General features: G+C 66.1%; 13 protein-coding genes. 8 read left to right on the top strand and 5 right to left on the bottom strand.

Annotation, left to right across the window (positions count from 1 at the left end):
• From AC27VE_RS24645 to AC27VE_RS24615, 7 genes are all read left to right on the top strand, one after another.
• On the top strand, nucleotides 1-398 hold a 398-nt coding region (locus AC27VE_RS24645), incomplete at its 5' end, for a DNA polymerase III subunit gamma/tau C-terminal domain-containing protein (RefSeq protein WP_488705255.1).
• Nucleotides 399-442: 44 nt separating this feature from the next.
• Nucleotides 443-769 (top strand): YbaB/EbfC family nucleoid-associated protein, encoded by a 327-nt coding sequence (locus tag AC27VE_RS24640; RefSeq protein WP_006221090.1) that lies wholly within the window; start codon nucleotides 443-445, stop codon nucleotides 767-769.
• Nucleotides 770-790: 21 nt separating this feature from the next.
• Nucleotides 791-1,399, top strand: coding sequence for a recombination mediator RecR (recR, locus tag AC27VE_RS24635; RefSeq protein WP_088590499.1), 609 nt, complete (start codon nucleotides 791-793; stop codon nucleotides 1,397-1,399).
• Between the two features lie 68 nt (nucleotides 1,400-1,467).
• Nucleotides 1,468-2,727 (top strand): CaiB/BaiF CoA transferase family protein, encoded by a 1,260-nt coding sequence (locus AC27VE_RS24630; RefSeq protein ID WP_488705254.1) that lies wholly within the window; start codon nucleotides 1,468-1,470, stop codon nucleotides 2,725-2,727.
• Nucleotides 2,728-2,738: 11 nt separating this feature from the next.
• Complete coding sequence (locus tag AC27VE_RS24625) at nucleotides 2,739-3,779, top strand: ABC transporter substrate-binding protein (RefSeq protein ID WP_006222857.1); 1,041 nt, start codon at nucleotides 2,739-2,741, stop codon at nucleotides 3,777-3,779.
• Nucleotides 3,772-4,581, top strand: a complete 810-nt coding sequence (locus tag AC27VE_RS24620; protein WP_006222858.1) for an ABC transporter ATP-binding protein — start codon at nucleotides 3,772-3,774, stop codon at nucleotides 4,579-4,581. Before AC27VE_RS24625 ends, AC27VE_RS24620 begins: the two co-directional genes overlap by 8 nt.
• Nucleotides 4,582-4,584: 3 nt before the next feature.
• Nucleotides 4,585-5,379, top strand: coding sequence for an ABC transporter permease (locus AC27VE_RS24615; RefSeq protein ID WP_006222859.1), 795 nt, complete (start codon nucleotides 4,585-4,587; stop codon nucleotides 5,377-5,379).
• Between the two features lie 52 nt (nucleotides 5,380-5,431).
• Here the strand turns inward: AC27VE_RS24615 and AC27VE_RS24610 are convergent, their stop codons facing one another.
• From AC27VE_RS24610 to AC27VE_RS24595, 4 genes are read right to left on the bottom strand one after another with little or no spacing between them, the layout of a single operon-like run.
• Nucleotides 5,432-6,007, bottom strand: coding sequence for a biliverdin-producing heme oxygenase (locus AC27VE_RS24610; RefSeq protein ID WP_488705253.1), 576 nt, complete (start codon nucleotides 6,005-6,007; stop codon nucleotides 5,432-5,434).
• A gap of 9 nt (nucleotides 6,008-6,016) precedes the next feature.
• Nucleotides 6,017-6,667: a hypothetical protein gene (locus tag AC27VE_RS24605; protein ID WP_427956339.1), complete on the bottom strand. Its 651-nt coding sequence runs from the start codon at nucleotides 6,665-6,667 to the stop codon at nucleotides 6,017-6,019.
• A gap of 13 nt (nucleotides 6,668-6,680) precedes the next feature.
• Entirely contained in the window at nucleotides 6,681-7,037 is a 357-nt protein-coding gene (locus AC27VE_RS24600; protein ID WP_234704744.1) for a response regulator, read from the bottom strand.
• A gap of 26 nt (nucleotides 7,038-7,063) precedes the next feature.
• The gene (locus tag AC27VE_RS24595) at nucleotides 7,064-9,253 is read right to left on the bottom strand and encodes an ATP-binding protein (protein ID WP_488705252.1); all 2,190 of its coding nucleotides are present in this window, start codon (nucleotides 9,251-9,253) and stop codon (nucleotides 7,064-7,066) included.
• Between the two features lie 99 nt (nucleotides 9,254-9,352).
• Here AC27VE_RS24595 and AC27VE_RS24590 point away from each other — a divergent pair, with 99 nt between their 5' ends.
• Nucleotides 9,353-9,880 carry a carboxymuconolactone decarboxylase family protein gene (locus AC27VE_RS24590; protein WP_488705251.1) on the top strand — a complete coding sequence of 176 codons (528 nt, stop codon included), beginning with the start codon at nucleotides 9,353-9,355 and terminating at the stop codon, nucleotides 9,878-9,880.
• Between the two features lie 53 nt (nucleotides 9,881-9,933).
• Here AC27VE_RS24590 and tal read toward each other — a convergent pair whose 3' ends face one another.
• On the bottom strand, nucleotides 9,934-10,887 hold the full coding sequence (gene tal / locus AC27VE_RS24585) for a transaldolase (protein ID WP_488705250.1): 954 nt from the start codon (nucleotides 10,885-10,887) through the stop codon (nucleotides 9,934-9,936).
• Between the last annotated feature and the right edge of the window lie 196 nt (nucleotides 10,888-11,083).

The raw sequence follows: 11,083 nt of genomic DNA, 5'->3' as shown, positions 1-11,083 counted from the left end.
CGGACATGACGTCCGCCGGCTGGCCCGAACTGGCCGCGCGCCTGCCTGTCACCGGACTGGCGGCGGAACTGGCGCGCCAGAGCGAATGGGCCGGCGTGCAGGGCGATGCAATCGTCCTGCGCGTGGCTGTCAAGACGCTGGCCGAAAGCGAAAGCCGGGTCCGCCTGCAAACCGTCTTGTGCGAACATTTCGGTCAGGGCATCCGGCTGGACGTGGAAGTCGGCGTCACGGGCGACGCCACGGCGCATGCCGTGGCGAAGGCCGAGCGCGCCGCGCGCCAGCAGGCCGCGGAAGACGCCGTGGCCGTCGATCCTTTTGTACAAGCGTTGTTGGCCGATTTCGGAGGCCAGGTCGTACCCGGCTCCATCCGCCACGTTGATCCCCCGGCCGCTGCCTGAGGCGGCGGCAATCTCTTATTCCCCTCGTTCAAGGAACATCCATCATGATGAAAGGACAACTGGCCGGCCTGATGCGCCAGGCGCAGCAGATGCAGGAAAACATGAAGAAGGCGCAAGACGCGCTGGCCGAGATCCTGGTCGAAGGCGCCTCCGGCGGCGGCCTGGTCAAGGTCACCATGACCTGCCGCCACGACGTCAAGCGCGTCGTGATCGATCCGTCGCTGTTGGGCGACGACAAGGACATGCTGGAAGACTTGGTCGCTGCTGCGTTCAACGACGCGCTGCGCAAGGCTGAAACCACGTCCCAGGAAAAGATGGCGGGCGTTACCGCCGGCATGCCGCTGCCCCCGGGCATGAAGCTGCCCTTCTGATCGACGCCGCTCAGGGCTGCAATGGATCCCTTACTGCCTGAACCCGAACCGCTGGTGTCGCTGATCGAGGCGCTGCGCCGCCTGCCCGGCGTGGGCGTGCGATCGGCCAGACGCATGGCGTACCACCTGCTGCAGCATGACCCGCAAGGCGCGGACATGCTGGGGCAGGCGCTGGCCGGCGCGGTGCGGGATCTGAAGCATTGCGCGCGGTGCAACAGCTTTTCGGAAGAAGAGGTCTGCGGCACCTGCGCCAATCCCAAGCGCGATCCTTCGCTCTTGTGCATCGTGGAAACCCCGGCCGACCAGAACATGATCGAGTCCAGCCACGGCTACCGCGGTCTGTACTACGTGCTGATGGGCCGGGTGGCGCCGCTTGAGGGCATCGGCCCGCGCGAACTCGACTTCGACCGGGTCATCAAGCGGGCGACCGACGGCATGGTGCAGGAAGTGATCCTGGCCACCAACTTCACCGCCGAAGGCGAAACCACCGCCCACTTCCTGGGCGAAGCGCTGGGCGAACGCGGCCTGCGCGTGACGCGTCTGGCGCGCGGTGTGCCGGCCGGCAGTGAACTGGAATACGTGGATGCCGGCACGATCGCCTGGGCCTTGATGGAGCGGAAAACCACCTGAGGCTCGCCGCATCACAATAGCTCGCCGGCAACGTATCGGCGCGGCAGAAAACGTGAGGAAGACAAACCATGTCAGCGCTGACCGGACTCAAGGTCCTGGAACTCGGCACGCTCATCGCCGGCCCCTTTGCCGCGCGCATCTTCGGCGAATTCGGCGCCGATGTCATCAAGGTGGAAACGCCGCATGGGCCTGACGGCACGGGCGGCGGAGACCCCATCCGCAGCTGGCGCCATCTGCACGAGGGCAATTCGCTCTGGTGGACGGTGCAGGCCCGCAACAAGCAATCCATTGCCCTGAATCTGAAAGACCCGCGTGCCCAGGAGATCGCCCGCAAGCTGGCGCTGGACGCCGATGTCGTGGTCGAAAACTACCGGCCGGGCGTGCTGGAGAAATGGGGCTTGGGCTTTGAGCAACTGCGCGCCATCAATCCCGCCTTGATCATGGTGCGGCTGTCGGGCTACGGCCAGACCGGCCCCATGAAAGACCAGCCGGGCTTCGGCGCCATCGGCGAATCGATGGGCGGTCTGCGCTACGTGTCGGGCCATCCCGACCGGCCGCCGCTGCGTGTCGGCATTTCCATCGGCGACTCGATTGCCGCGCTGCATGGCGTGATCGGCGCCATGATGGCGCTGCGCCACCGCGACGCCACCGGCGGCCGCTGGAACGGCAAGACGGGCGAGGCCTGCCAGGCCGGGCAGGGCCAGATGGTGGACGTGGCCCTGTACGAGGCCGTCTTCAACATGATGGAAAGCCTGGTTCCCGAATACGACGTGGCTGGCGTGGTGCGCGAGCGCACCGGCGGCGCGCTGCCGGGCATCGTGCCGTCCAATACCTACACCACCCGCGACGGCCAGAACGTCGTCATCGCGGGCAACGGCGACGCCATCTTCCATCGCTTGATGCGCGCCATCGGCCGGGACGATCTGGCCGAAGACCCTGATCTGGTGCGCAACGACGGGCGCGCGCGCCGCGTCGAAGAGATTGACGGCGCCATCCAGCAATGGTGCGGCGGCCGCGGCATCGACGAGGCGCTGGGCGTACTGAAAGGCGCGGACGTGCCTGTCGGCAAGATCTACAGCGTGGCCGATATGTTCAGCGATCCGCAATTCCTGGCGCGCCAGATGATCGAACAGCACCACTTCGCCGACGGCAGTCCCGTCAAGCTGCCGGCGGTGGTTCCCAAGCTGTCGGAGACCCCCGGCCAGACGCGCTGGGTGGGCCCGGCATTAGGGGAACATACCGAGGAAGTCCTGAAATCGCTGGGGTATGATTCAGCGGCTATTGATGAGCTGGCGAAGACCGGCGCTATCGGTAAACCCGACAATTAGGAGACAACCACATGTCAGTTACCCGCCGTGACTTGCTCAAGATGGCCGGCGCTGCCGGCGTCATGGGCATGGCGCCCGCCATCGTGCGCGCACAGAAGCTTGAAAAGACCAAGGTCCAGATCGCCGTCGGCGGCAAGCCCCTGATCTACTACCTCCCCTTGTCCATCGCAGAAGCCCGCGGCTACTTCAAGGACGAAGGCCTGGACGTCAGCATCGCCGACTTCGCAGGCGGCTCCAAGGCGTTGCAGGCCGTGGTGGGTGGCAGCGCCGACGTGGTGTCGGGCGCGTTCGAGCACACGCTGTCGATGCAGTCCAAGGGCCAGGCCTACCGCGCCTTCGTGCTGCAGGGCCGTGCGCCGATGATCGGCGTGGGCGTGTCGAAGAAGAACCTGCCCAACTACAAGGGCCCGGCCGACTTGAAGGGCAAGAAGATCGGCGTGACCGCGCCGGGCTCGTCCACCAACATGGTGGTCAGCTTCTTCCTGGCCAAGCACGGCCTGAAGGCGTCCGACGTCTCCATCATCGGCGTGGGCGCTGGCGCCGGTGCCGTGACGGCCTTGCGCAGCGGCCAGATCGACGCCATCTCCAACACCGACCCCGTCGTGTCGATGCTGGAAATGCCGGGCGACATCCAGATCATCGTCGATACGCGCACCCTGAAAGACACCCAGGACATCTTCGGCGGCAACATGCCGGCCGGTTGCCTGTACGCGCCGCAGGCGTTCATCGACGCCAATCCGAACACCACCCAGGCACTGACCAATGCACTGGTCCGCGCAGACAAGTGGATCCAGAAGGCAGGCCCCGACGAGATCGCCAAGATCGTGCCGGAGACCTATCTGCTGGGCGATCCGGCCGTCTACAAGGCCGCCATCGCCAAGAGCCTGGAAGGTCTGTCGCCCGACGGCATGATCCCCGAAGACGGCGCCGCGACCGCGTTGAAGGCCCTGGCTGCCTATCAGGCGGACTTCGACGGCGCGAAGATCGATCCTTCCAAGGTCTGGACCAACGATTTCGCGCGCCGCGCCAATGAGAAGTATGCCAATGGCTGAAGCCGCGCTGTCGCTGGAAAATATCAGTTGCACCTTTGTGTCGCGTGACGACCGGTCACAGCGCTACACCGCCGTCAGCGACACGACCCTGGCCATCGCGCCAGGGGAGTTCGTGTCGGTGGTGGGGCCGACCGGTTGCGGAAAATCCACCTTGCTCAACGTCGGCGCCGGCTTGCTGGCGCCGTCGTCGGGGCGGGTGTTGGTCTTCGGCCAACCCCTGACGGGCATCAACGCGCGAGCGGGCTACATGTTCCAGGGCGAGGCGCTTTTGCCCTGGCGCAGCGCGCTGGACAACGTAGTGGCCGGGCTGGACTTCGCCGGCGTGCCGCGTCCCGAAGCGCTCGAGCGCGGCCGGGAGTGGATGCGCCGTGTGGGCCTGGGCGGCTTTGAAAGCCGGTATCCGCACCAGATGTCGGGCGGCATGCGCAAGCGCGCCATGCTGGCCCAGACGCTGATCCGCGATCCGGACATCATCCTGATGGACGAACCGTTTTCCGCGCTGGACATCCAGACGCGCCAGTTGATGGAAAACGAAGTGCTGGAGCTGTGGATGGCCAAGCGCAAGGCCGTGCTGTTCATCACGCACGACCTGGACGAAGCCATCGCGATGAGCGACCGCGTGATCGTGCTGTCGGCAGGGCCGGGCACGCATCCGATCGGCGAATTCGTGATCGACCTGCCGCGTCCGCGCGACGTGGCCGAGGTGCGCGCCCATCCGCGATTCGTCGAGCTGCATACGGCCATCTGGGCGGTGCTGCGCGAAGAAGTCCTCAAGGGCTATGCCCAACAGAAGCGAGCCTGAGGTATGTCGAAGTCATTCAAATCCGGTTCCGCCAGCCTGCGCTTCTGGCAACTGCTGCTGCTGGTCGTCATTCTGGGCGTCTGGCATTTCGCATCGCGCGATTCCAAGGTGGCGTTCTTCTTCGGCGAGCCGCTGAAGGTCTGGGGCCGCATCTGGGCCTGGTTCGTCACCAACGCGGATATCTACACGCACCTGTGGGTGACCCTGACCGAAACCGTGCTGGCGTTCTTCATCGGCACCATCGCCGGTCTGGGCTTCGGCCTGTGGCTGGGGCTGTCGCCGCGCGCAAGCGCCATCCTCGACCCCTACATCAAGGCCGCCAACTCGATGCCGCGCGTCATTCTGGCGCCCATCTTCGGGATGTGGTTCGGGCTGGGGATCTGGTCCAAGGTGGCGCTGGCCGTCACGCTGGTGTTCTTCATCGTGTTCTTCAACGTCTATCAGGGCGTGCGCGAAGTCAGTCCCACCTTGCTGGACAACGCCCGCATGCTGGGCGCGCGCAAACGCCAGTTGCTGCGCCACGTCTATCTGCCGTCCGCCACCAGCTGGGTGTTCTCCAGCCTGCATACGTCCGTGGGCCTGGCCTTCGTGGGCGCCGTGGTCGGGGAATACCTGGGCTCGGCAAGCGGCGTGGGCTACCTGATCCTGCAAGCGGAAGGCACGTTCGACGTGAACACGGTGTTCGCGGGCATCGTCGTGCTGACGGCGTTCGCGCTGGTGCTGGACTACATCGTCGGCATCGGTGAAAAGCGCCTGATGAAGTGGCAGCCCAAATCGGGCGAAACCGAAAAGCTGTAGCCCGGCTGTCCGGCGGCGGCGCATCAGCCGCCGCACGGGCGGGCCAGGCGGCTCAGGCCCGCAGCGCCTGCCGGCTGTGCAGCCAGGCCGTCAGGCTGTCAAAGGCGTCGCGGGCGCCTTGCAGGGCATGGGCCTCGCTTCCCAGGGCCCCGGCCTCACTGTCCAGATACTGCAGGAACGCTTTCCACATCGGCCCTACCTGTTCGCCGTAGCCACGCAGATAGCGCAGCGGCAGGGCAGGAGTGACGTCGGCCAGGTGCTTGGCCAGGAAGCGTCCGCCCAATTGCGACCCTTCCACCACGTAGGCCACACCCAAGGCATAAGCGTCCGCCGCATCCACGCGCGGTGCATCCGCGCATTGCGGCACGGGCGCGGCATCCCCCGCATCGGCCAGGTCGGCGCGAATCCAGTCGCTCTTGCCCGCACGTGCACGGGCTTGCAGGCTGTCCGGCCAGTCCAATTGCCAGAGCCGCTGTTCCAGCGGTTCCAGCCAGCCCAGCAAGGCGCGCAGGTAATTCAGATAATCGGCGCGGTCCACGTCGCCGCTGGTCAGGGCCAGGCCCTGGTCCAGCGTTTCGTGCCTGTCACGCGTGCCTTCTCGAAGCACCTGATGAACGGGGGAAATCATGTCGGCCACTCACTTGTCGAGGGTGGGGGCAGGCAGGTGCAGCGTCCAATGATGCGTTTGACGCTCCAGGCGCCAGCCTGATGCGGCCGCAAGAAGGTCGACTTCCTGCGGATCGAAAGCGGTGGGCTGGACTTCGCTGAAGTCTGCAGCCGCGGAGAAACGGGCGTGCCAGGCATCCGCCTGTGAAAAATCCAGCGTCAGCGACGCGCCGGCGGGCAGCGCTGGCAGCAGGCACAGCAACCACGCCAGCAGCAGGTAGCGCGACGCGAATTGCGGCAACTGCACTGCGGCGATGTCTTCGGACCAGGTGACGCTGCGCCCGGACAGCAGCAGGTGCGAGAACATGAGCTTACGGCATTCACGCAGCAAGGCCTCGGCCGACGTGGACGCGTCTTGGTCGACCAGCCACTGATCCAGGTCGCGAACGATGGCGACGCTGTCTTCGAGCATGCCCGTCAGATCGCCGGCCAGCCTGTGGCAACGTTGCTGCAGGGCGTCGGGGCTGGCGCCTTCAGGACTCTGGCGCAACATGGCGGCCGCCAGCGTGGCGTTCGACAGCGGGCCGACCACCTCGTGGCGAAGCACGGGAAAGACCTGGGCCAGCACCTTCAGGCGCACGCCGTGCGCGGCCAGGGTTTCCAGGGACGTGGAGGTCGGCATCGGGGTTGCCACGCTAATGCGCCTGGCGCAGGATGGCCAGCAGCGCGTCGGGGTCGGCGGGCTTTTCGATCCAGCCGTTGAACATGCTGTCGGTGTCGTCGCGCCGTTCCTGGCGGGCCAGTCCGCTCAGCGCATAGATGCGGGGAGGGCTGCCGCGTGCGCGCAGCTTGGCGGCCAACTCGTAGCCGTCCATGTCGGGCAGCAGGATGTCCACCAGCACGGCCTCGGGGGCAAAGCTGTCGGCCAGTTCCAGGGCGGCTTCGCCGGTGGCGGCGCACCGCGTTTCCACGCCCGAAAGCGCCAGGAACTCGGCAAGCAGCTCCGAGCCCATTTCATTATCGTCAACCAGCAGGACGCGAATCGCGCGCACGTCGTTCAAAAGGGTACCTCCAGAAATCAAAGGGCGGGCGCATCGCGCAGGTCGCGCGGCAGCGTCACCGTGAAAATGACCAGGCCGTCGCGGCATTCGACCGCGATCTCGCCATCATGGTCGCGCACGACCTGATCGGCGATGTACAGGCCCAGTCCCAGGCCATTGCGGTTACGCGAATGGCCCATCGACTCAGGTTTGAAAGGCGAAAACAGGTGCGCCAGCACCTCTTCCGCGATCGGCGCGCCGTGGTTCACGACACGCAGTTCGATATTGTCGCCTACCTGCCGTGCCAGCACATGGATGGGCTGGCGCGGGGCGCCGTGCTGGCGCGCATTGCTCATCAGGTTGGTCACCACCTGGGCGATGCGGTCGGTATCGGCCATCAGTTCCAGGCCGGATGCCACCTCGGGCTCGATGCGCAGCCCAGGATACGCCTGGCGCTTTTCATCGATCAGGCCGTTGACCAGATCGCTCAGGTTGCACAGCCGCTTCTCGATGCCCAGCCCCATGCCGCCCTGCAGGCGGGACAGGTCCAGTACCTGCGAGATAAGTCGTTGCATCCGGCCGCTGGAATAGCGGATGCGTTCGCCCATGCGGGCCCCGGAATCCGTCTTGGACAACAGCGTGGCGGCCATGGAAATGGACTGCAGCGGGTCGCGCAGGTCGTGGCCCAGCATGGCCAGCAGCGCGGTGCGCGCGCGGTCCACGTCAGCGGCGCGGCTGGTCGCGATGTGGGACAGTTCGTCGCGCAGGTTGTCCGCGGCATCCCGCTCGGCGGGCAACCAGGTCGTGCAGGTGTTGCGCACGACTTCGCGCCAGGCATCGAACGAGCCGCGCGGCGTCAGGCGCGGCCCCAGATTGCCGACGGTGTACTGTTTTTCCGGCTTTCCGCCCCACACCAGCGTTTCGATCTGTTCTTTGCGCAGCCAGATCAGCCAGCCGTTGTTCATGGGGTCGAACTTGCAGGCCAGCAGCCCGGCGTAGGGCACCAGGTCGGTCTGCAGTCCGGGATAGTCGCGGGCGATGTTGTCGGTATGCACCAGGCGCTGGCCGCTCTGGTCCAGCGCGCACAGGATGCCGGCCAGTTCGCCGCGCGGCGCGATGCCGCCGAACACGGTAACGCTGTTGCCCCACAGGCAGAGCGCGGCGTCGTTCGGGATCAGCGAGGCGGGCGTCGTGGGGCCGGCGGACAGCGCCAGGTGCAGGTTCTCCGATGCGGATACGCGTTCGGCCAGTTCGCTGACCAACGCTGCATTGCGGCGCATTTCACCGGCGCGTTCGCTGCCTTCGAAATTGGCCAGCGCGGCCGACAGCACCTGCGCCAGCGCTTCGCAGGCCTGGCGGGCCGGGTAGGGGATCGGGCGCGGCGAATGATGGTGGCAGGCAATCATGCCCCACAGCCGGCCGCCGATGACGATCGACAGGCTCATCGACGCTTGCACGCCCATGTTCGCCATGTATTCCAGATGGATGGGCGACACACTGCGCAACGCGGAAAAGCTCATGTCCAGCGGCTGCGGTTCGGTGCCGGGCGCGCCCAGCACGCGGATCGGCGTATAGCGCGCGTCGGCGATCTGGCGCAAGGTGTTGACGGTGTACAGGCGGCGCGCCTGCGCCGGGATGTCGCCGGCCGGATAGCGGCGGCCCACCCAGTCTTCCAGCGACTCGTGGCGTTGCTCGGCGACGATTTCCCCGCTGTCGTCGGGGTGGAAGCGGTACGCCATGACGCGGTCGAAACCCGTGGCGCGGCGCACCTCGCGCACGGCGCTTTCCAGCAGGCCCTGGATGTCGCGCTGGCGGCGCACCCGTTCGATGCTGCGATAGATACGCGCCGGGTCGGCGATGCCCGTGTCCTCGACCCGCAGTTCCAGTTCGATGATTGTCAGGCCGTCGGCGTTGCGGTGGCCGATCACGTCGAAGGTGGCGTGATTCAGCGCAATAGTCAGCGGATCGAAGATGGGGTCGGGGTTGCCCAGCCAGACGGCCAGGTAATGGGCCAGCGCAGGAGGCAGCGCGCCGGGGGCGCACGGTTGGCCCAGTGTCAGCGGCGCACCCAGCACGTCCGGCGCGTTTTCGCTGGCGAACCGCAAGTTCCCGTCCGCGTCGAATGCAATCAGCGCGCCCAGCGGCTGGATGGCGCCCGGTACGTGTATCGGTTCGCTATCGCAGTTCGCGAGCGTGACGGGCGGAACGGATTGGGTGGGCGCATTCATTCTAGGTATATACCGGGGACGCGCAATGTGCTGTCATTATGTCAAATATATTGTATGAATGTGTGCATTTGCAGCCCCGTCACCTATATGGAGTGCCCCATGGCCCGTCTTCCCTACGCCGATCTGACTCATCCCGAAGCACGGCCCCTGGTCGATCGCATCGTTGCCGAGCGTGGCAGCGTGCTGCACCTGTACCAGATGCTGTTGCATAGCCCGGCGGTAGCGGGCGGCTGGTTGAACTACCTGACCTCGATTCGCCAGCTGAGCACGCTGCCGGGCGACCTGCGCGAGCTGGTGATCATGCGCGTGGCGGCGATCAACGGCGCGCCGTACGAGGCCGACCAGCATGCGCCGATCGCGCTGAAAGAGGGCGTTTCGCAAGCGCAGCTGGATGCGCTGGACGCCTGGCAAGACTCGGACCTGTTCAGCGAACGAGAAAAGGCCGTGCTGGCCTACACCGATGCGATGACCCGCCAAGTGCAGGTGCCGGAACCGGTGTTCCAGGCGGCGCGGGCGGCGATGGGGTCGGAAAAGCTCATCGTCGAGCTGACCGCGACGGTCGCGGCGTACAACATGGTGTCGCGCTTCCTGGAAGCGCTGCAAGTGCATTCGCACGACCACCGCTAGGGCGGCGGGAAAAGGGGGCGCGTGCCGGCAAGGCCCGCGGCCCCCGATTCGCCTTAGCTGCGTTGCGCGTCGATCAGCGCGTCAAGCTTGATCGCGTCCGCCACGAACAGGCGGATGCCTTCCGACAGCTTCTCGGTGGCCATGGCGTCGTCGTTGAGCAGGGTGCGGAACGTGATTTCGTCCGATCCGATGCGTGCGATGGGTTCGCCCGTGTCGTCGGCGCGTAATTGCGCGGGCACGTCGCCCGGCGTGCTGGCCAACTGGTTCAGCAGGTCAGGGCTGATCGTCAGCAGGTCGCAGCCCGACAGCGCCACGATTTGTCCCGCATTACGGAAGCTTGCGCCCATGATCTCGGTGGGAATGCCGTGCTGCTTGTAGTAGCGGTAGATGCGCGTCACGGACAGCACGCCGGGGTCCCGCGCGCCGGCGTTGTCGGCTTCCACCCAGGACGCGCCGGCACTTTTCTTGTACCAGTCGTAGATGCGGCCGACAAAGGGCGAGATCAACTGCACGTTTGCGTCGGCGCAGGCCACCGCCTGGGGCAGGGAAAACAGCAGCGTCAGGTTGCAGCGTACGCCTTCGGCCTGCAAGGCGCGGGCGGCCTGGATGCCTTCCCAGGTGGAAGCGATCTTGATCAGCACGCGCTCGCGCGGCACGCCGGCGGCTTCATACAGCGCGATCAGTCCGCGGGCGCGTTCGATGGTGGCGCGGGTATCGAACGACAGGCGGGCATCCACCTCAGTCGACACGCGCCCCGGCACGATGTTCAGGATGGCGCGGCCGAAGGCGACCAGCAGGCGGTCCACGAGCTCGGGCGTCGAGGCGCCGCCATGGTCGCGCGCCGTCTTTTCCAGCAGCGGGCGGTAGGCGTCCTGCTGGACGGCTTTAAGAATAAGGGACGGATTGGTAGTGGCGTCTGTGGGAAGCAACGCCTTCATCGCTTCGAAATCCCCGGTGTCGGCGACAACGGTGGTGTGATTGCGCAGGGCGTCAAGTTGGCTGGACATGGACAGATACGGCTCACAACGGCAAGGGTTGAAGGTGTCCCTAGCGTATCACTGCCGCTTGCGGCTTGCTGTCAGCCAAAGGCCTGCCCTGGGCTCAACCCTAAGCGCGATGGCGCGACAGCGCGGGCCGAAAGGGGTAAATCACCGATTCCGGCCTTATTTGGCGCGGTTCTCCGGGAAAAACGCCGGGTCAAGG

The sequence above is a fragment of the Achromobacter sp. 18P8.1.1 genome, from assembly GCF_057799415.1.
The sequence above is the reverse complement of the archived record's forward strand: the minus strand, read 5'-3'. Positions and strand labels throughout refer to the sequence as shown.